The organism is Streptomyces sp. NPDC001663 (assembly GCF_042893105.1).
In the GTDB taxonomy this organism is placed as follows: domain Bacteria; phylum Actinomycetota; class Actinomycetes; order Streptomycetales; family Streptomycetaceae; genus Streptomyces.
Genome location: NZ_JBIAUR010000007.1, coordinates 335,805 through 354,918 on the forward strand (window position 1 = coordinate 335,805; position 19,114 = coordinate 354,918).

Annotated in this window: 15 protein-coding genes and 2 pseudogenes; 8 read left to right on the forward strand and 9 right to left on the reverse strand. The window is 69.1% G+C overall.

Translation table 11 applies throughout. From position 1 onward, the window contains the following. Nucleotides 1-50 precede the first annotated feature (50 nt). Entirely contained in the window at nucleotides 51-1,283 is a 1,233-nt protein-coding gene (locus tag ACFY1L_RS24090) for an MFS transporter (RefSeq protein ID WP_388827810.1), read from the forward strand. Here the strand turns inward: ACFY1L_RS24090 and ACFY1L_RS24095 are convergent. Beyond that, a complete protein-coding gene (locus tag ACFY1L_RS24095; protein WP_388827813.1) occupies nucleotides 1,186-2,112 on the reverse strand; it encodes a slipin family protein in 927 nt (308 codons plus the stop codon). The two genes, ACFY1L_RS24090 and ACFY1L_RS24095, sit on opposite strands and share 98 nt — an antisense overlap. A 123-nt stretch (nucleotides 2,113-2,235) precedes the next feature. Between ACFY1L_RS24095 and ACFY1L_RS24100 the strand changes: the two genes are divergently transcribed. The 4 genes and pseudogenes from ACFY1L_RS24100 to ACFY1L_RS24115 all read left to right on the forward strand — a co-directional run bounded on the left by ACFY1L_RS24100 (nucleotide 2,236) and on the right by ACFY1L_RS24115 (nucleotide 5,931). After that, a complete protein-coding gene (locus tag ACFY1L_RS24100) occupies nucleotides 2,236-2,397 on the forward strand; it encodes a toxin-antitoxin system HicB family antitoxin (protein WP_388827816.1) in 162 nt (53 codons plus the stop codon). Further along, a pseudogene (locus ACFY1L_RS24105) lies at nucleotides 2,394-3,599 on the forward strand (RNA-guided endonuclease InsQ/TnpB family protein); the annotation flags it as partial. The gene ACFY1L_RS24100 and the pseudogene ACFY1L_RS24105, both read left to right, overlap by 4 nt. Before the next feature lie 194 nt (nucleotides 3,600-3,793). Continuing rightward, nucleotides 3,794-5,221 carry a flavin-containing monooxygenase gene (locus ACFY1L_RS24110; protein ID WP_388827819.1) on the forward strand — a complete coding sequence of 476 codons (1,428 nt, stop codon included), beginning with the start codon at nucleotides 3,794-3,796 and terminating at the stop codon, nucleotides 5,219-5,221. Between the two features lie 119 nt (nucleotides 5,222-5,340). Beyond that, a complete protein-coding gene (locus tag ACFY1L_RS24115) occupies nucleotides 5,341-5,931 on the forward strand; it encodes a hypothetical protein (protein ID WP_388827822.1) in 591 nt (196 codons plus the stop codon). Nucleotides 5,932-5,966: 35 nt separating this feature from the next. Here the strand turns inward: ACFY1L_RS24115 and ACFY1L_RS24120 are convergent, their stop codons facing one another. The 4 genes from ACFY1L_RS24120 to ACFY1L_RS24135 form a co-directional block, all read right to left on the reverse strand. Next, nucleotides 5,967-7,139, reverse strand: a complete 1,173-nt coding sequence (locus tag ACFY1L_RS24120; RefSeq protein WP_388827825.1) for a DUF2235 domain-containing protein — start codon at nucleotides 7,137-7,139, stop codon at nucleotides 5,967-5,969. A gap of 153 nt (nucleotides 7,140-7,292) precedes the next feature. Then, nucleotides 7,293-8,270 (reverse strand): N-acetylmuramoyl-L-alanine amidase, encoded by a 978-nt coding sequence (locus ACFY1L_RS24125; protein WP_388827828.1) that lies wholly within the window; start codon nucleotides 8,268-8,270, stop codon nucleotides 7,293-7,295. 182 nt (nucleotides 8,271-8,452) lie between these two features. Next, nucleotides 8,453-8,635 carry an ester cyclase gene (locus ACFY1L_RS24130; protein ID WP_388827831.1) on the reverse strand — a complete coding sequence of 61 codons (183 nt, stop codon included), beginning with the start codon at nucleotides 8,633-8,635 and terminating at the stop codon, nucleotides 8,453-8,455. Further along, entirely contained in the window at nucleotides 8,592-8,873 is a 282-nt protein-coding gene (locus ACFY1L_RS24135) for a hypothetical protein (protein WP_388827834.1), read from the reverse strand. Before ACFY1L_RS24135 ends, ACFY1L_RS24130 begins: the two co-directional genes overlap by 44 nt. Nucleotides 8,874-8,998: 125 nt before the next feature. Between ACFY1L_RS24135 and ACFY1L_RS24140 the strand changes: the two genes are divergently transcribed. Beyond that, entirely contained in the window at nucleotides 8,999-9,784 is a 786-nt protein-coding gene (locus tag ACFY1L_RS24140; RefSeq protein ID WP_388827837.1) for a calcium-binding protein, read from the forward strand. A 24-nt stretch (nucleotides 9,785-9,808) separates the two neighbouring features. On the opposite strand, the pseudogene ACFY1L_RS24145 reads toward ACFY1L_RS24140, so the two are convergent. The 3 genes and pseudogenes from ACFY1L_RS24145 to ACFY1L_RS24155 form a co-directional block, all read right to left on the reverse strand. Beyond that, nucleotides 9,809-10,351, reverse strand: a pseudogene (locus ACFY1L_RS24145) (LysR substrate-binding domain-containing protein); the annotation flags it as partial. Between the two features lie 199 nt (nucleotides 10,352-10,550). Then, nucleotides 10,551-10,895 carry a hypothetical protein gene (locus ACFY1L_RS24150; protein ID WP_388827840.1) on the reverse strand — a complete coding sequence of 115 codons (345 nt, stop codon included), beginning with the start codon at nucleotides 10,893-10,895 and terminating at the stop codon, nucleotides 10,551-10,553. Nucleotides 10,896-11,265: 370 nt separating this feature from the next. Next, entirely contained in the window at nucleotides 11,266-13,125 is a 1,860-nt protein-coding gene (locus ACFY1L_RS24155; protein ID WP_388827843.1) for an endo alpha-1,4 polygalactosaminidase, read from the reverse strand. An 871-nt stretch (nucleotides 13,126-13,996) separates the two neighbouring features. Between ACFY1L_RS24155 and ACFY1L_RS24160 the strand changes: the two genes are divergently transcribed. Continuing rightward, the gene (locus tag ACFY1L_RS24160; RefSeq protein ID WP_388827847.1) at nucleotides 13,997-15,505 is read left to right on the forward strand and encodes a hypothetical protein; all 1,509 of its coding nucleotides are present in this window, start codon (nucleotides 13,997-13,999) and stop codon (nucleotides 15,503-15,505) included. Further along, nucleotides 15,486-16,055, forward strand: coding sequence for a hypothetical protein (locus tag ACFY1L_RS24165; protein ID WP_388827850.1), 570 nt, complete (start codon nucleotides 15,486-15,488; stop codon nucleotides 16,053-16,055). Before ACFY1L_RS24160 ends, ACFY1L_RS24165 begins: the two co-directional genes overlap by 20 nt. Before the next feature lie 575 nt (nucleotides 16,056-16,630). Here the strand turns inward: ACFY1L_RS24165 and ACFY1L_RS24170 are convergent. Beyond that, nucleotides 16,631-18,991, reverse strand: coding sequence for an arylsulfatase (locus tag ACFY1L_RS24170; protein WP_388827853.1), 2,361 nt, complete (start codon nucleotides 18,989-18,991; stop codon nucleotides 16,631-16,633). Nucleotides 18,992-19,114 lie beyond the last annotated feature (123 nt).

Below are 19,114 nucleotides of genomic sequence, written 5' to 3' on the forward strand. Positions count from 1 at the left end.
ACGCGCGAAACAATAACGGCGTTCTCCCGGCCGCTCCGAGACTCCCCTTCATGCGCAGCTACCGACAGCTCTTCCGCACCCCGGAGTACACCCCGTTCCTCCTCTCCTTCGCCGCCCACGGCGCGGCCCAGACGATCAGCGGCCTCGCGCTCGCCACGCTGGTCCACCGGGCCACCGACTCGCCGCTGCTGACGGCGCTGAGCATGTTCGGTCCGCAGCTCGCGCAGGTGCTGGGTGCGACCTTCCTGCTGTCGGGCTCCGACCGGCTGCCGCCTCGCTCGACGCTCTTCGGGATGGAGCTCGCCTTCGCGGCGGCCACTGCGGTGATGGCCCTGCCCGGATTACCGGTCGGGGCGGTCTTCGGCGTCGTACTCCTGCAGGGGCTGATCGCCTCGCTGGGCGGTGGGGTGCGCGGCGGCCTGATGAACGAGATCCTCTCCAAGGAGGGCTATGTACTGGGGCGTTCGATGTTCAACATGCTCTGGGGGCTCATCCAGATCAGCGGCTTCGCGATCGGCGGCGTCCTGCTGACCGTCCTGTCCCCGCGCACCTGCCTGCTGCTGGCGGCGGCGCTCTACGCCGCCTCGGCCCTCGTCACCCGCCTCGGCCTGACCGCCCGGCCGCCGCGCTCCTCGGGCCGCCCGTCCGTCGCCGCGACCTGGCGCACCAACGCCCTGCTGTGGTCCTCGCGTCCCCGCCGGATGGCCTATCTGGGCCTGTGGGTCCCCAACGGCCTCGTCGTCGGCTGCGACTCCCTGTTCGTCTCCTACGACCCGCGCCACGCCGGTGCGCTGTTCGCGTGCGGGGCGGTGGGCATGTTCGCCGGTGACCTGGCCGTGGGTCGTCTCGTACCGCCGGCCCTGCGTCCCCGTCTGGACATCCCGCTGCGCCTGCTGCTGGCGGCGCCGTATCTGTTCTTCTTCCTGCGGCCGGGAGCGGTCCTGGCGGCCGTCGCGTCGGCCGTGGCCTCCGTGGGGTTCGCCGCGAGCCTGGTGCTGCAGGAACGCCTGATGTCCCACACCCCCGACGAACTCGCGGGCCAGGCCCTCGGGTTGAACTCCGCCGGGATGCTCACGATGCAGGGCCTGAGCGCGACCGTGGCGGGTTCGGTGGCCCAACTCACCTCACCCGCCACGGCGATGACGGTCATGGCGGCCGCCTCGGCCGTCGTGACGCTCGCGCTGGCTACGGCTGCTCGACGGCCGTCGTCCGCGGGTCGGGTACCGGGGTCGGAGCCGGAACCGCCGGCGCCGGCGGAACAACCGGCGCAAGGGCAGGCGTAGCAGCCGGTTCGACGGCAGGCGCCGGAGCCGCCGGCGGGGCCGCCGGAATCGGGGCCTCACCGGCCGACATCTTCTGCGCCGCCTTGTCGAAGTACCGCAGCATCTCCACCGGGAACGGCATCACGAGCGTCGAGTTCTTCTCGGCGGCGACCTCCACGACCGTCTGGAGGAGCCGGAGCTGCATGGCCTCCGGGGTGTCCGACATGATCTTCGAGGCGTTGGCGAGCTGCTGCGCGGCCTGGAACTCGCCGTCCGCGGTGATGACCCGGGCCCGGCGCTCGCGCTCGGCCTCGGCCTGCCGGGACATGGACCGCTTCAGCGACTCCGGCAGCTGTACGTCCTTGATCTCGACGCGGTCGATGTGGACGCCCCACTGGGCGGCCGGGCTGTCGATCATCAGCGCCAGCCCCTCGTGCAGCCGCTCACGGTCGGTGAGCAGGTCGTCCAGGTCGCTCTTGCCGATGATGGACCGCAGGGAGGACTGGGCGACCTGGCCGACGGCGAAGACGTAGTCCTGCACTTCGATGGCGGCCCGCAGCGGGTCGGTCACCCGGAAGTAGACGACGGCGTCGACCTTGACCGAGACGTTGTCCTTGGTGATGCCCTCCTGGGTGGGCACCGGCATGGTCACGACCTGCGTGTTCACCTTGCGCATGCGGTCGACGAACGGGATCAGGAACGTCACTCCCGGCTGCCGGTACTCCGGCAGCGCCTTGCCCATCCGGAACACGACCCCGCGCTCGATCTGGTTGACGACCCGCATTCCACTGCGCAGCACGAGCAGGGCCGCAACGGCCACCAGCACGACCGCGACGACGGTGCCTTCCATAAGGATCTCCTTCAAGGGGACCACCAGTTTCAGCCGGTGGGGGAATGGAAGCTGCGGGCTACAGAGCAGCACAGCAGCCGGTCTTGAACATGAGCCACTGTCAAAAGTGGTAGCATTTTGGTTGTGGCTAGAGGTGATCGCCGGGAGTCGCTGAATCTTCGCGTGCCCCCGGATCTGAAGCGGCAAGTCGAGGAGCACGCCGACCAGGCGGGCATCTCGATCAACGCTGCCGCGTGCATCCTCCTGGCCGAAGGCCTCCGCGCGGAGCGGAGGCGGAAGCGGTGATCCGTGCCTACAAGTTCCTCCTGCGCCCCACGGCCCGTCAGACGGCCGCGCTGCGCCAGATGCTGGCCGACCAGTGCGCTCTGTACAACGGCGCGTTGCGGGAACGCCGGGACGCCTGGCGGCACAGCTCCAAGACGAGCATCAAATATGGGGACCAGTCCGCCCAGCTGAAGGAGATCCGGGCGTTCGACCCGCAGCGGCAGGGCCGCTGGTCGTTCTCCTCCCAGCAGGCCACCCTGCGCCGCCTGGACAAGGCGTTCCAGGCGTTCTTCCGCCGGGTTAAGAACGGTGAGAAGCCCGGCTACCCGCGCTTCAAGGGCGTGGGACACTTCGACACCGTGGTGTTCCCGAAGGACGGCGACGGCTGCCGTTGGGACTCCATGCCGCACGACCGACGTACCCGTGTGCGGCTCCAGGGGGTCGGGCACGTCCGGGTGCACCAGCACCGGCCTGTACGGGGCCGGGTGAAGACGATCAGCGTCAAGCGCGAGGGGAACCGCTGGTACGTGGTCCTCTCCTGTGACGACGTCACCGCCGAGCCGCTCCCGCCCACCGGCGCGGTGGTCGGCATCGACATGGGCACCGCGCACTTTCTGACCACCTCGGAGGGCGAACACATCGCCAACCCGAGATTCTTCGACACGGCGGCCGCCGAGCTGGCCGACGCGCAGCGGCACTTGGCGACGTTCCCCAAGCACACCCGGCAGCGCACCAAGAAACACCGCGCCGCGGCCCGCAAGGTCGCCAAGCTGCACGCGAAGATCCGCCGTCGGCGCCTCGACTTCCACCACAAGACCGCGCTCGCCCTGGTCCGCGACCACGACGCGATCGCGCATGAGCAGCTGAACACCGCGGGCATGACCCGCGCACCCAAGCCCAAGCCCGCCCCCGAGGCGCCCGGTGCCTTCCTGCCGAACGGCGCCGCCGCGAAGGCCGGGCTCAACCGCGTGATTCTCGACGCGGGTTGGGCGCAGTTCCTCGGAATCCTGGCGAACAAGGCTGAGAGCGCCGGTCGCCTCGTGATCCCGGTGAACCCGCGCAACACCTCCCGCACGTGCCCCGCCTGCGGGCACGTCGCGAAGGAGAACCGCGCCACCCAAGCCAGGTTCGAATGCGTCACGTGTGGGTTCACAGCGAACGCCGACCACGTCGGCGCGACGAACGTCCTCAACAGGGCCGGGCTGGTCCTCTGCGACGTGGCCCAGCCACCGACGCAGGAAGCCCGCGCGCTTTCGCGTGGGAGGAGTCACGGCACTCCATTCCTCGAAGAAAAAAGCAAAAGAGGATTGAGACAAGGAAGAAGACACCGGACGGAGTTGGCCGGATGCGCTCGCAGGCGTCAGGAGATCGTCAAGAAAGCCGCCAAGAAAACGGCCCCGCACCGAGGGTCGTCGTCGTGGGCGCGGGCTTCGGCGGGATCGCCGTCGCAGCCGAACTGCTGCGGCACGGCATGGACGACGTGACCCTGCTGGAGGCGGCACCGGAGCCCGGCGGCACCTGGCACCACAACCGCTACCCGGGCGCCGCCTGTGACGTGCCGAGCCACCTGTACTCGTACTCCTTCGCCCAACGGGCCTCCTGGGCCCATGTGTTCTCCCACCAGGACGAGATCCTCCGGTACGCGCGCGAGACCGCGGACGCCCTCGGGATCACCCCGCGGATCGTCACGGACACGACGGTAACCTCGTGCACCTGGGACGACAGCACCCGGACATGGACGGTGCGCGGATCGGGGCGTGAGTGGGTCGCGGACGCCGTCGTCCTCGCCACCGGACAGCTCGACAAACCGGCCTACCCGGCCGTGGCGGGGCTGTCCGAGTTCGCCGGGCGCAGCTTCCACTCCGCCCGCTGGGACCACGACTACGACCTGCGCGGCAAGCGAGTGGCGGTCATCGGGACGGGAGCGAGCGCGACCCAGCTGGTCCCCGAAATCGCCCCGCTGGTCGGTCACTTGACGGTCTTTCAGCGCACCGGCAACTGGTTCCTGCCGCGCAAGGACCGCCCGACGCCGGCCGCCCTGGATCGTCTCCTACGACGCCCGTGGGCACGCCGGGCCTGGCGCAGACTCCTCTACCACGGCATCGAGTTGATCACTCTCTGCGTACGGCACCCCCGAACCGCCGGCCGCGTGGGCGCCCTGCTCTCCGCCGCGCACATGCGGCGCCAGCTGCCCGACCGCGAACTGCGCCGCAGGGCCTGGCCGGACTATCCCTTCGGCTGCAAACGGGTGCTCCTCAGCTCCGACTTCCTGCCGGCCCTGCGCCGCCCGAACGTGCAGCTGGTGACGGAGCGGATCGCCCGTATGACCCCCGAGGGCCCGCTGACCGAGGACGGCCGGCTGCACGAGGTCGACTGCGTGATCCACGCGACCGGCTTCCGCACGAACACCTTCATGCTGCCGATGAGCGTGACCGGCCGCGACGGCCGCACGATCGAGGAGGACTGGACGCAGGGCCCCCGGGCACACCTCGGCATCATGGTCTCCGGATTCCCGTCGCTGTTCCTGATGTACGGCCCGAACACCAACACCTCCGGCGGCTCGATCCTGTTCTTCCTGGAGGCCCAGGCCGCGTACGTCCGCCGGGCGCTGCAGCTGGCCCGCCGCAGCGGGGCGGCTGCTCTGGACGTCCGTCCGGAGGTCCAGGAGGCGGGGCTGGACGCCCTGCGGGCGCGTTTCGAGGGCACGGCGTGGATGTCCTGCTCCTCGTGGTACCGCACCTCCGACGGCCGCAACGTCGCCAACTGGCCCGGCTACATGGGGGAGTACGCGGACCGCACGCGTCGGCCGGCCGCTTCAGAGTTCAGGTTCATTCCGTCCACCTAGAAGTCCCGCACGGCGGGCGGCCCCCATCAAGGTCGCGTCAAATCGGGGGCCCGGCTCTGGAGCCGCCGGGGCGGGCGGCCGCACACTGCGCTGCCGAGACGTATCGAGGGGGGCGCGTGATGTACGGGTTGCTGGCGGAGAGAGCCACCGACGAGAACGGCGGGTCGGGTCTGTACACCCTGGCCGCGGGTGCCTTGTTCGCGACGGCGGGCGGGCTCACGGTCACCAACTTCCGCGGATTCGCAGACCGTTTCGTGACGCGGGGGTCGGGGCAGCGCCCCGCCGGGCCCGCGTTGGCCCGGCTGCTGGGCGGCGTGTTCGCGGTGGTGGGCGCGGCGACCATGGTCATGGGCGTCGTGCAGGTGGCACGGGGCGAGATCGGCTCGTTCCACCGGAACGAGGTCATGCCCCTGCCTGTCGCGGTCTTCGCGCTGATCGTCATGACCCTGGCCATGGCCCGGGTGTGGCGCAAGGACGACCGCTTGCGCCGCGCCTGGACGGCCGGCGGGCTGCGCCGCGTCTGCGCCGTCCTCCTCACCCTCTCCGTGCTCGGCTTCGTGGCGTGCACGGTGCTGGGGTACGCCGGAGCGGGCTATGTGTTCTGGGGCACGGGGGGCTTCGCGGGCATCACGCTCCACGTGAAGGACGTGAACGACGCGAAGGACATGAACGACGCCAAGGGCGCAGAGGAGCAGCGCAAGCCGTCGTAGCGCGCCCGATCCGCGGCGTCACCGGGGCAACTCCCTTACTGGACGGGCAGTTCGGTGCGCTCTCCCTCGGACGAGCGAGGCGTGGGCGCCAGGCCCGCCTCTGCGGTGGTCAGCGGGACGCGTGCGAGGTCGAGGGGCGTCCCGGCGGTGAGGTACCGGCCGAGTTCCGGTGACTGCTCCCGGTACGTCGGGTCGGCGTCGTAGCGCTTGCGGGCGGTCTCGGACACGAACTGCCTGTCCTGCTCGTGGCCGATGGGCCGGTGCAGGGGCTTGAACAGGCGCCACAGCGCCGTGCGCGATTCGTGCCGTTTGCCCATGGGGTTCGCGTCCACCCGGAACTCGCTGCTGCGCTCCGGGGTCATCACCTCCGGTCCGTGCTCGCTGAACGCCTCGGCGTCGAACTCCAGCCCGTGCCGCGCGGCTTGCTCGACCATCCACAGGAGGGTGATGTCGGACAGGCCCGTCTGCGGGTAGCCGCCGCCGACGTCGCAGTGCACGCCGGTGAACCAGATCTGCTCCAGCGTCTGGCCCGCCGCGGCGGCTGCGGGCTTCTGGTGCCACAGCGTCGGCGGGAAGGCCTCGCGCTGCTCGTCGATCGCCAGCGCGTGGCGGGCCGTCCTGATGTGGGGTCCGAGGTCGGTGTCGTGAAACGCCCAGCGGCGGTTGACCAGGTTCACGGCGGGCCCGAGCCACCGGGGACCGGGAACGGGGATGCCGAGGGCGCCGACCGTGTCCCACACCCCGATGAAGTGGATGTCCGCCTCGTGCGCGTACGCCCGGCGGAAGAGGGTGGAGGCCGCGCCGTTCGGCTTCTCGATCCGGCTGCGGTACAGCGCCCACGCCTCCTTGATCCGGTCGGCGTTGCGCTGGCGCAGGATGCCGCTGTTGTTGATCAGCCCGGCCAGGCTGCGGGCGGTGAACGCGCCCCGGCTGAAGCCGAACAGGTACAGCTCGTCCCCGGGCTCGTAGTTCTCGGCGAGGAAGCGGTAGGCGGCCAGGACGTTCCGGGACAGGCCCACGCCGAACGCCCCGCCGCCGAGGCGTTCCCATCGGCGGGTGCCGACACCGCTGTGGTAGTACACGCGCTGTTCCGTCCCGTCGGCGGACCGCGGCAGCACGGACAGGGCGACCTTGGTGACATTGGTCTTGCTGGGCTGGTCGGCGAGATTCCAGGTCCCGTCGCAGCAGACGACCAGACGCTTGGTCATGGCATGCCTCCTCCCTGGCGCCTCAGGCGACACAGGGGCACCTATTCGATTCATACGGCACAGGGGCACCTCATTTGATGGTCGCACCGCCCCGCCGACCTCGCAGATGCACTGCGCGCGTGGTCGGCGGAGGCGGTGACTGTGTGCGACGGCTCAGGCGACCACGGTGAACAGGCCGGTCGTGTCGCCGAGTTTGCCGAGGGAGATCTTGCCGGGGGTGCCGTCGGCCTCGGTGCCCGTGTAGCCGAGGTGACGCTGCCACTTGGCGTAGGCGGCGATGGTGGTGGTCCCGAAGGAGCCGTCGCCGGCGTACGTCTTGGCGAGGTAACCCAGCTTGACCAGGGCGGCCTCGGTGAGGTTGGTGCCGGCCATGTAGGAGACGTGGCCCTGCTTGGCACCGGGGTCGGTCTTGGCGGCCTTGACGAGACGGGACAGGTCGACGCGGGGCTTGCTCGCCTTGCCGGTGGTGGGCTTGGTCGGAGTCGGCTTGGTGGGCGTGGGCTTGGTGGGCGTGGGCTTGGTCGGGGCGGTCTTGCCCACCGTGAGGTCGAGCTGCTTCTTCACCTCCGCCCGGAAGTCGTCCATGTCGAAGCTGGGGTCGATCTTGCCGGGCTGGACCTCCTTGTGCCCGGCGACGGACTTCTCCGACCAGCCGTGCGCCCGGCACAGGGCCGCGGCCCACAGCACGGCCTGGCGGTACTGCGCGTCCGGGTAGGGGTCGTCGCTCTTGCCGGTGTTCTCGATCTCCAGGCCGTAGAGGCAGTCGTTGCCGTCGGCGTCGGCCTGGTTGTCGAGGGGGAGCGGGGACTTCTCCTCGCGCAGTGCATTGAGTACGTCGAGGTCGACGGCGCCGGCGTGGTTGGTGCGGCCGTGGCCGATCATCCACAGTCCGTCGGTCTTGCCGAGCCAGGAGTGGCAGAGCGGGCCGGGGAGGTCCGATCTCCCCTTGAAGCAGAGCTCCTTGTCGTTGTGTCCGGCCGTGTGGTGGATCAGCACACCGATCACGGGACCGAAGCTCTTGCCGGTCGCCGCGTCGCGGTTGTGGGTCGCCCAGCCGGCGTGCTCGTGCACGGTGAGGCCCTCGGCCTGCAGCGCGGCGAGCGTTTCTTCGGCGGACAGGGGTGTAGCCATCGGGTTGCGTCCCTTCGGAGCGGCGCGGTAAGTGGTCGTGGCGCAATGGAAGTTGTGGAGCCCGGGGAACGGCTGCTCGAAATGGGCAACCGCTTTCGAACTGGTTCAAGGTCGTACCAATTCAGGCGTGCGAAAGCCACGCGCCGCGCGGGGTGAAACAGAGCCGTTTCCCACGGGTTCCGTCACTTGAGCAACAGCGCACCGATCCGGGCGAGTTGGCCCAGCTGGTCGGCGACGACCCACACCTCGGTGATCCTGCCGTCGGCGACCGTGAGGATGTCGATGGTGAGGACCTCCACCTCGCGTCCCGTCGGTGCCACGTCACCCAGCGGGGTGCTCAGCGGACCGGTGTGCCTGCCGTGCATCCGGAAGGCGACGACCAGCGTGCCGGGTACGTCCAACCTCTTTGACCAGCTCGTGCCGAAGGCCGTCGTACGCCCTGTGCAGGGCCCGGGCGCGGGCCAGCAGATCGGCCGCGGACATCGGCTCGCCGTTGACCGGGACGGGGTCGGCGTACAGCTCCCGGAAGGCGGCGACCGCGGCCTCGTCGTCGACGGGCGGATCCATCCACAACCGCATGATCCGGTCCAGAAGGTCGGCCATACGAGAAGTCTGGCCCCGGCTCGCGACCGGCTCAAGCGGACGTGTCGTAATAACAACGTGGTGAACCGTTGGCCAACGCCGTACGCTCCCTCTGATCAATCAAGGACTCCACGGGGGGAACATTCATGCGCGCAACCACGCGCCTTGCCCTGCTCGGCACCGGCCTCGCGCTGGTCGCCACCGCGATCGGTGCCACCGCCGCCCAGGCGGAGGACGGCGGCTCGGGCGACATCACGATCGACAAGGTCGTCGTCAACGGCGGCAAGCCGGTCGTGGTCGGTACCACCAAGGCGGTGTCCGCCAAGGTCACCGTGACCGCGTCGGACGACTCGGGCATCGCCGAGACCACGTACATCAGCGCATACGGCCCGAACCCGAACTACGCCCAGATCTGGTACGACGACGGCGAGATCACGTGCGTCAAGGCGAGCGCCACCACGTCGACCTGCACGGGCACGCTGACCTTCGACCCGATGACGTCGACCGGCGTCGTCTACAACAGCGCGGCGGCCACCTGGGACCTGAGCACGCTGGTCTCCGCCAACGACCTCGACTACATCCACCGGGACGCGGCCACCACGTTCAAGGTGCAGCGCGCCTCGCAGCTGACGGTCAACGCCTCGCCGGAGCCGGTGAAGAAGGGCAAGACCATCACGGTCACCGGCAAGCTCTCCCGCGCCAACTGGGAGGACAACAAGTACCACGGCTACACCAACCAGCCGGTGAAGCTGCAGTTCCGCAAGAAGGGCAGCAGCACCTACACCACGGTGAAGACGATCAGGTCCGACTCGACGGGCAGCCTCAAGGCGACCGTCACCGCTTCCACCGACGGCTACTTCCGCTACAGCTTCGCGGGCACGACGACGACTCCGGCGGTCAACGCGACCGGCGACTTCGTGGACGTCCAGTAGCCACGTACGCAGCGCGGCCGCGGGTCAGGACGCTGTTGACGGCGGTCCCACCTCGAGGACGTCGAGCATCGCCCGGGTTGCCGGGCTGGGCTTGAACCGGCTCCACACCAGGTACTCGATCCGCCGCGGTCCGCCGACCACCGGGACCGGCGCCAGCTCGGCGTCGTCGGCGGCCCGCGGCCGGATGAACGCCGACGGCAGCAGCGCGACGCCGAGCCCGCGCGCGATCAGCCGGGTGATCAGCTCCACGCCGCCGGCTTCGTGGGCGACGTCGCGGACCAGGCCCGCGGCGGCGAACGCCTGATCGGACTGGGCCCGGGCCGGCGTCCCGCTCACGAAGTCCACGAACGTCTCTTCGGCGATCTCCCGCAGCGTGACCCGGGAGACGCCCGCCAGCCGGTGCCCGGCCGACACCACCAGCACATGCTCGTCGCGATCGAGAACAACGCTCTCCACACCGGACGGCGGCTCGCTCTCCGGTACGTCGACGGCAGCCGTCGTCATGATCACGCCGACGGCGAGCCGGCCCCGTATCACGCCGGTCGCGGCGGCGGCATCGGCAGCCGCGCCTCCTGTCCTGGATCAGCACCGAGGACCTGACCGTCGCCGTGCTCGACGAACTCGAGACCCCTGGTTCCGACCACGTCATCACGGTGGTCCACCACGACGAACCCCCATCGGCGTGAGCCGGTCCCCGGCAAGGGGCACCCCCCGGGGGCCGGGCCCCGGCGCCGGCCGTGTGGCTCGGCACCGGGACCCGAGTGGGCTACTTGCCGAGGACGAGGGTGTTGTCGCACCCCAGGTGTGAGCCGATGTTGGTGGTCTGCGGGCCGAGTGAGACCTCGCCGTTGGACCAGTTGCCGGACGCGGTCTGGCCCTGTACGTCGGTGTTCTCGTCGGTCGTGCTGCACGTGGTGCTCTGGGTGATGACGATCGTCTTGGTCTCCCCGCCGCGGTGCTTGTGCCCCTTGCCGTGCCCCTTCCCGTGCCCGTGACCGTGCCCCTTGTCGTGCCCGTTCCCGTTCTCGTGGGCGTAGGCGGTGCCGGTGCCGAGGAGGCAGACGGTGCCGAGGAGGACGGCTACGACAGCCGTCTTGCGAGTCTTGCGCATGTCTTCTCCGAGCGTTGAAGCGGACGCGTGGGCGATCCGCCACGTCATAAGGTGACGAGAGGTTAATGTGCAAATGCCTGATATCTGCTCGTTGGCACGCCGGATCGTCCGATGAACGAGTGCCTGCGTCGGCTCGGCGGCCGCCTCAACTTCCCTGTGCGGTCAAGGCATTACGAGGCCGAACGCGGGCGTAGGTTCTCCGCGCAGGACCACCCGTGTGGCCGCGCCGCGAGCGCGAGGCGGCGTGGGCCATTCGCCACAGAACCAGGGGCACCGACGAAACTCCCGGGCAGTGTCGGCGAGTTCGCCTCCCTCGCGAAGTTCACGAACGCCTCTTCGGCGATCTCCCGCGGCGTGACCTGGGAAACGATCAGCAGGTCTTGCGGAGGTAGCCGCTTGCGCCCTTGGGTGTGACGTCCTGGTCGCGGCGGACAATGCTCAGTTGGCTGCTCCAGTTGGAGCATGCCTTCGACATGCCCTTCGCCGTGTACTCGACCACGAACACGTTGTTGTCGAACGCCTCCGCGAACTCGCCGCACTCGTCCCACTGGCCGCAGTCCTCCACCACGGCGAAGTCCAGGCCCACTGATGCTCGGTCGCGCAAGAGTTCCGCGGTGTTTTTCTGGGCGACGGCCAGACCCTTCGCGTGGGCGTGTGCCACCAGCAGCTTCATGAGCGCCTCGGCCTGGTCGGCTTTGAGGTACTTCGGGAAGCGGGTGAAGGAGTCGTAGTTGTCCGGCTCGACGGCCTTGTACCCGTTGGCCGCGCACTCGTCGATCCACGTGTTCAGCTTGGCGGCGATGCGCTGCCGCTTGGCGTCCGTGCGGATGTCGAGGACCGCCTCGCCCCAGTCCTTGTCGTAGACGACATCCCCGTTGGCATCGCGCAGCAGCAGGTCGGAATCCCAGTCACCCTCCGCGTGCTCCTGCGCCTGAAAGGCGTTGATGTTGCAGATGTTGTAGGCACGCGGGGCAGCCGCATCCTCGTGGCTGCGACCGACCACCCGCACTCCGGTCGGCAGGGGGTACGCGCCGCTGATCTGGTAGTCCCACGGCACGTGCTTCGGCGGCAGGGCCACCGCGGTGGCGGGCGCGGGCGTGGATGCGTGGGCGGAGGGCGACTGAGAGCCGGCGGACTCGTGCGACCCGATTCTTACGGCCGCGATGCTCAACCCGGTGACGACCACGGCTGCGGCGAGGGCGACGAGCACGCGCCGCCCCCGGCGTCTGTTTCCGGTGCGGGCCCTGTTCGTTCGCCTCCTCCCCACGGCGGTGGCCGGGTCTCGGGGATCGGAGGGCGTACGGGAAATCCGGTGGTGGGTTTCCGCTGCGTCGACCACTCCGGGCGCGACGGCCGCGTTCGGCACGACTGGCACGACGGGCGGGTTCGGTGCGACCGACGCGACCGCTGCGACCGGCGCGGCAGAATCCCGCAACGCCCGAAGCATCCGCTGCAGTTCGGCGAGTTCGGGACGGGCGGCCGGGTCCTTGTCCAGGCAGCGTTCGGCGATGCTCCGGAGCGGTTCGGCGACTCCGTCCAGGTACGGCGTCTCGTACATCACCTGATAGCCCGTCAGATATGGGCTGCTTCCGTCGAACGGACGGTTGCCGGTGGCCGCGTACACCAGGAGCGACCCCAGCGAGAAGACGTCCGAGGCTGTGGTGACGTCCCGCGGTGTGGCGAACTGCTCCGGGGACATGAAGGGCGGGGTGCCGATCAGCCGCCCGGTCACCGTGAGGGCCTCGTTGTCGACGGCGTGCGAGATGCCGAAGTCGATGACACGGGGTCCGTCCTCGGCCATCAGGACGTTGCTGGGCTTCAGGTCACGATGCACGACACCCACCCGGTGGATGTCCCGCAGCGCCTCTACCAGGCCCAGCGCGAGTGTGCGCAGCTCGCGTCCGCGCAGTGGGCCGTCCTTGGCCACGATGTCCGACAGCGTGCGGCCCGGCACATACAGCGTCGCCATCCACGGCTGTACGGCGTCGGGATCGGCGTCCACCACCGGGGCCGTGAACGCCCCGCTCACCCGGCGGACCGCCGCGACCTCCTGCCTGAAACGCGTCCGGAACTCCTCGTCCTGCGCGTACTGCGCGTGCACGACCTTGACCGCGACCCGCCGCCCCGATTCCGAGTGGCCCAGATAGACGACACCCATCCCGCCGCTACCGAGCCGGTCGACGACCGCATAGCCACCTATGGACTCCGGATCGCCGGGGCTCAGCGACATCACCGGTCACCTTTCGCATGCGCCGTGCTTCGAAAAGCCGTTAGAGGGTGATCAGAGTAGTACGGGGTCTTTTCGTCGAGATGACCTGGGCGAGTTGTGCTGATCTTCCATTGCGGGATGAAACGGGCGAATATCCCGGCCTCCGACAGAGTCGTAGCCTCGAACACGACAAAGGGCCAGCCCGAGAGGAAACCCATCCAGGGCCGGCCCTTCTCTCTGTGCTCTCGGCGGGGTTCTCACGCTTTCCGCGGTGGTCCCGTTGGAGCGTCGGAGTTGCAAGGGTGATGGGTCCTGGTGAGCGGGGCGGTGGCGCGGCGAGGACGACGGCGATCGGGGTGTTGGCGATCCTCTGGTGGAGCGTGCTTGGTGGGTGGATGCCCGGCATCGGGAGTTGCGAGTTCTCCACCGCCGCCCAGCTGGTCACCACCGGACGACGCCGCATCCTCCGCCTCGCGCAGCACTGGCCCTTCGCACGACGCGATAGCCGGGTCCGCAGTCTGCCCGCCACCACCCCAACACGCCGAAACGGTCCGCCAGTTGAACTGACGAGCCGTCACGAAATGCCGAGGCCAGTGAAGCCGGGCACGACTTGAGCATTATTTGAGCTCTACGGCAAAGCGAGTTGAGTTCGATGGCAAAGCGATTCCAAAGATCATTGACCTTTCAAGTTTCGCCGCGCTAGCTTCCAGTCACGCCGCAAACGGCCAGACCAAGCCGGATCAGCGCGGCGCAAGGCGGGGGCGAAAATCAACGGCGACCGGCCATTCCCGCCGAATTCCACAGCCGTACTTCATGCGGCTTCAATTGACCCATCGGGCGACCCGGAAGAGCGGGGAACGCCGGTGAAATCGGGGAATCGGGGATTTCCTTCATGACCAGAATATCTGGCAGACGTCTGACTCTGGCCACCGCGTTGAGCGTCGTCGCCACCTCCGCAGTGATCGGCCTGGGACTGTCGTCACCTGCCAGCGCCGCCTGCACGCAAGCTACGGACTCACCGGGCTGCGGCAGCACCAGCAGCCCGACTCCCACGCCCACGGCGACCGACGTCAAGCCCACGGACTCCGGGGCGCTGCCCTCCAGCGGACCGACGATCACCGCGGCACCCAGCCCCGGCACCCCGACTCCTGTGTCCGGCGCCGCCACGGTCAAGGGTGTCTTCACCCTGGGCAACGGCTCACCGCTGGCCGGCGCGACCGTGACCCTGACGCCGGTGGATGAGGTGCCGGAGGACGGCAGCGACATCACGCCGACGGTCGTGGGCACGGCGACGACGGCATCGGACGGCAGCTGGTCGTTCACGCTGCCCTCGACCCTGCCGAGCAAGCTGCAGACCTACGCGGACGCCAACGGAGGCGTGCTGTCGCTGGAGGCGTCCTTCGACGGACTGGCTCCGGACGGCACGCTGCTGACCGGTAGCGACTACGTGGACGCCGGAGTGGCCACCGGCTCCGCGACGACGGAGGGATCGGTTGCGGCCCGCGCCGAGACGCCGAACACCGTGGCGATACACCCCGACGTGGACGAGGCTCAGGTGACGCCCGCGGACTCGACCCTGGTCGACACCGCGGACAGCACCTCGGACGCCGCCGCTGACACGTCTTCCGACGCTTCTTCCGACAGTTCGGCGAACACCTGGCAGTCCGTGGACGGCGCGTCCACCACCGGTTTTCGTCCCGACACGGTCAACGGGGTCGACTACAGCGCTGTGAAGCCGGACCTCGGCGGCGGTTGCCTCGTCAAGAAGCACGTCATCAAGCAGCACGACTACTACACGACCATCGGTGAGGCACACGCCTATTACGACACCACCGCCGCCTTCGAGTACAACAACACGCTGTCCAGCACCTGGGGTATCGCGACCAGCGTCGACGGAGAGCACTGGTCGATCACCGGAAAGATTTCCCGCAAGAACAGCACCGGCCACGCGGTCGGCTTCTCGAATCAAGGGCCTCGCTGGGCGAAGCGCTTCCAGGTTCCCATCGAATACCAGGACGTCGACAAGCGGACCACCTGCATCGGCGTAAAGACCAAGCACTCGTACTCCATCATTCCGGTGAAGTACGACATTCCCTCGGGGGGCGCCGTGGCACGGTATGGCGCCGACGTCAGCTCCAAGGACGGACTGACTGCCTACCGGAATTCAAAGCCGGCCTATCGCGCGGTCCTCGGCAAGAAGCAGTACGCGACCATCACCTCCGGAACCTCGATCACCTACGGCGTGGCCGCCAAGGTGTTCGGCGTGACGGTCAGCCTCGACACGGAGTACGGCGCCTCGCACTACCAGAAGATCAGCGCGGGGTCAGGCGGTGCGGAGCACGACATCTGGGGCGCCAAGGGCAAGATCTCGGGGAACCCCGGTGTCATCTACTCGTACTAGCGGCCGCGTCCGTGCCCGGGCGCTCGCCGTCGCGGCCCTGCTGGCCCTTGCGACGGGTTGCGCGGGCGAGACGGGCGGCGGGGTCGCCGCGGGGACGGCGCTGCAGGCGGAGGGGCCGGGAACGACCGGCGCCCTCGGCTTCTCGGACGTGAAGGTCGGTGACGTCTACCGCATGGCCTTCCCCCTCACCAGGAACACGTCCAAGCAGCCGGTCTCCGTCACCGGGGTCAAGCTCCTCGACATCCCGGCGGGTGCCAAGGTCCTCGGCTACGGCGTCTACTCGGTGAAGGACACGCCCGGCTACCGCCTGGGCTACCAGGAGACCGCACATCCGACCGCCGGTGACGTGGACCTCGACAAGTACCCCGACTACGCCGGACACCCGTACACCATCAAGCCGGGGGTGCTCAGCGACAAGTACGCGGTGGTACGGCTCAGGGTCACCGGAAGGGTGACCAAGCCCATCACGGGCTGCGAGGCGGACTACACCCAGGCCGGGCAGACCTACCATCAGACCCTGAACTGCAAGTTCGGACTCGACATGGCCTGAACGCGCGTGACGCCCTGTCCCGACTGCCGGGGCAGGGTGTCACGTGTTCCCAACCCTGTGGTCCCGTTGGAGCCTCGGCGTCGCACGGGCGGTGAGTCTCGGCGATCAGGCGGCCGTCCCGATCTCGATGGCTGTCTGCGACGTGGTTGCGCACTCGTTGTTGCGGGGGCGGCGGCTTATGACTCGTATGTCCACCGACGTCCGTTCGGGTGGTCGGAGCCGTGCCGTGAAGACCACAGGCTGCGGCGCTGCCTCAACGCATGGCTTGCGATCCGCTTGTGGCCGCGGCAACATCCGTGGACTCGATCGAGGCTGGGCCGCTCTGCTGATCGTGGCCCTGGTCTTCGCGCTCTGGAACCACCCGACGGCTCTTACCATCCTGCTGCCGGTCATTGTCCTGCTGGACGTGCTCGCACTGCTCGCCCTCCTCGCCGCCAACGGCCGCGCCACCAACGATGCCGAGCGGATGGCACAACGGCCGGAGGCCGGCGAGGGACGTCCTGTCACCCGAGTCACCCGCCCTTCAGGGCGTCCCCAGGACAGAGCAGATCCGCAGCCCATGCGTGGGGGGACGGCTACTGGCGGGCCATGTGCATGCGCATCTCGCTGGGGGCGTCGACGATGAGGTCGCCGGACAGATCGACGGTGACGGTGTGAAGGGTGCCGGTGAAGCGGAACGGTGCCCGGTAGTCGGGGGTGATGGCCGATCCGGGGTTGGTCCCGCAGGCCATGCCACCTGGGTTGAAGGCGATCGGGGTGGTGACCGGCATGTCGGTCTCGCCGACGAGGCGCCCGTTGATGTACAGCTGGGCCCGGCCGGGTGCGCCCTTGCCGTGGGCGATGTCCGGCGCGCCGGTGGGCTCGAACTCGAAGCGCAGGGTGTGCTGCCCCTCGAGCACGCTCTCGCTGGAGGCCACGTGGTGCAGAGTCCGCTGGACGTAGTTGTGGGCGTAGTGGAGGTGGCCGTCCTTGAGGTAGAGGGACCAGCCGCCGGCGGTGGTGCCCTGGCAGAGCAGGACGCCCTCCGCGCCGCCGGGCGGGATCTCGACCTCCGCGGTGACGCTGTACGGGCGGTTGAGGACCCGGGGCGCGACCGCGGCCGGCAGGGTCTGCGTGCCGGGCCGGAAGGTGTAGCTGGTGCGGGCCTCGGTGATCTGCGGGCGCTCGGTCATGATGCGCTGCAGGACGCTGCCGTCGATCGGCAGCACGTTGTACCTGCCGGCTTCCACGTACCACAGGGCGATCATCTCGATCAGTTTGCCGCGGTGTTCCTGGGCAAGGTTCCTGGTCTCGGCGATGTCCTCGTCGACGTGGTAGAGCTCCCAGTGGTGGGCGTCGAGGTCGTCGAGGTCTGCCATGGTGATCGGGGTGCCGAAGGCCCGCTCGGCCTCCTCGAAGGAGGGGCCGGGCCAGGGGCAGACCGCCCGCCAACCGTCGTGGTCGATCGCCCGGTGCCCGAGCATCTCGTAGTACTGGGTGCGGTGAAGGGACGCCGCACCGGCGTCGTCGAAGGTGTGGGCGAAGCTGACCCCGTGCAGGGGCGACTGGGTGACGCCCCGGATGGTCGGGGGCGGCTCGATGCCGAGCACGTCCAGGACGGTGGGGACCATGTCGATGATGTGCGCGAACTGGTTGCGGACCTGACCGCGGGCCCGGATGCCGGCGGGCCAGTGGACGAGGAAGGGGTCGCTGACCCCGCCGCGGTAGGTCTCCCGCTTCCACCGCCGGAAGGGGGTGTTGCCCGCCCATGTCCAGCCCCACGGATAGTGGTTGAACGTGGCCGGGCCGCCGATCTCGTCGATCCGCGCCAGGCTCTCCTCCAGCGTCTCGGGCGCGTTGTTGAAGAACTGCAGCTCGTTGGTGGTGCCGGTCACCCCGCCCTCGGCGCTCGCCCCGTTGTCGGACACCACCATGATCAGCGTGTTGTCGAATGCGCCGGTTTCCTTCAGGAAGTCCAGCAGCCGCCCGAGGTGGTGGTCGGTATGGGAGAGGAACCCGGCGTAGACCTCCATCATCCGCGCGGCCAGCCGCCGAGCCTCGGGAGACAGTGACTCCCACGCGAGCACGTCCGGATCGTGCGGGGACAGCTGCGCGTCCGCGGGCACCACACCGAGCTCCTTCTGCCGGGCGAAGGTGCGCTCGCGGTAAGCGTCCCAGCCGTCGTCGAACCGGCCCCGGTAGCGGTCCGCCCACTCCTTCGGCACGTGGTGCGGGGCATGGGTGGCGCCGGGGCACAGGTTCAGGAAGAACGGCTTGTCCGGGGCGACCTGCTTGGCGTCGGCGATGAACGACATCGCCCGCTCGACCAGATCCTCCGTCAGGTGATAGCCCTCCTCCGGCGTGGCCGGCGGCTCGACCTGGTGGTTGTCGTACACCAGGTCCGGATACCACTGGCTGGTGTCGCCGCCCAGGAACCCGTAGAACCGCTCGAAACCCCGCCCCAGCGGCCACCGGTCGTACGGGCCCGCCGCCGACTCCTGCTCCGAGGGCATCAGGTGCCACTTGCCGACCATGTACGTGTTGTAGCCGTGCTGCAGCAGCATCTCGGAGAGGAACCCGTTCTCGAACGGGATCTGCCCGTTGTAGCCCGGGTAGCCGGTGGCCAGCTCCGTGATCGCCGCCATGCCGTTGGCGTGGTGGTTGCGGCCCGTCATGATGCAGGACCGCGACGGCGAGCACAGCGCGGTGGTGTGCATGTTGCTGTACAGCAGCCCGCCCGCGGCCAGCGCATCCAGGTTCGGTGTCTCGATCGGGCTCCCGTAACAGCCGAACTGCCCGAACCCGGTGTCGTCCAACACGATCAGCAGCACGTTCGGTGTGCCCGGCACCGCTCGTACCGGCTGCGGCCACGCCGGGCTCGACTCGTCCGTCGTCCGCCCCACCACCCCCGGGAACGCCTGCCCCGGCCTGTACTCATTCCACGATGCCTGCGACATTCCGGCCTCCGTCCCACCAGCCGGCGCGAGAACCGGTGATGTGTGTGCAGGCGCCTGTTACAACAGAGCCCTGTCGCCGACATGCGATCCCGATCGGATGGCCGGGCAAAAATCCCTTTGGTC

Coding starts and splice junctions, on each gene's coding strand:
- ACFY1L_RS24090 (WP_388827810.1), top strand. CDS start 51: ATGCGCAGCTACCGACAGCTCTTCCGCACCCCGGAGTACACCCCGTTC.
- ACFY1L_RS24095 (WP_388827813.1), bottom strand. CDS start 2,112: ATGGAAGGCACCGTCGTCGCGGTCGTGCTGGTGGCCGTTGCGGCCCTG.
- ACFY1L_RS24115 (WP_388827822.1), top strand. CDS start 5,341: ATGTACGGGTTGCTGGCGGAGAGAGCCACCGACGAGAACGGCGGGTCG.
- ACFY1L_RS24120 (WP_388827825.1), bottom strand. CDS start 7,139: ATGACCAAGCGTCTGGTCGTCTGCTGCGACGGGACCTGGAATCTCGCC.
- ACFY1L_RS24125 (WP_388827828.1), bottom strand. CDS start 8,270: ATGGCTACACCCCTGTCCGCCGAAGAAACGCTCGCCGCGCTGCAGGCC.
- ACFY1L_RS24130 (WP_388827831.1), bottom strand. CDS start 8,635: ATGCACGGCAGGCACACCGGTCCGCTGAGCACCCCGCTGGGTGACGTG.
- ACFY1L_RS24135 (WP_388827834.1), bottom strand. CDS start 8,873: ATGGCCGACCTTCTGGACCGGATCATGCGGTTGTGGATGGATCCGCCC.
- ACFY1L_RS24140 (WP_388827837.1), top strand. CDS start 8,999: ATGCGCGCAACCACGCGCCTTGCCCTGCTCGGCACCGGCCTCGCGCTG.
- ACFY1L_RS24150 (WP_388827840.1), bottom strand. CDS start 10,895: ATGCGCAAGACTCGCAAGACGGCTGTCGTAGCCGTCCTCCTCGGCACC.
- ACFY1L_RS24155 (WP_388827843.1), bottom strand. CDS start 13,125: ATGTCGCTGAGCCCCGGCGATCCGGAGTCCATAGGTGGCTATGCGGTC.
- ACFY1L_RS24160 (WP_388827847.1), top strand. CDS start 13,997: ATGACCAGAATATCTGGCAGACGTCTGACTCTGGCCACCGCGTTGAGC.
- ACFY1L_RS24170 (WP_388827853.1), bottom strand. CDS start 18,991: ATGTCGCAGGCATCGTGGAATGAGTACAGGCCGGGGCAGGCGTTCCCG.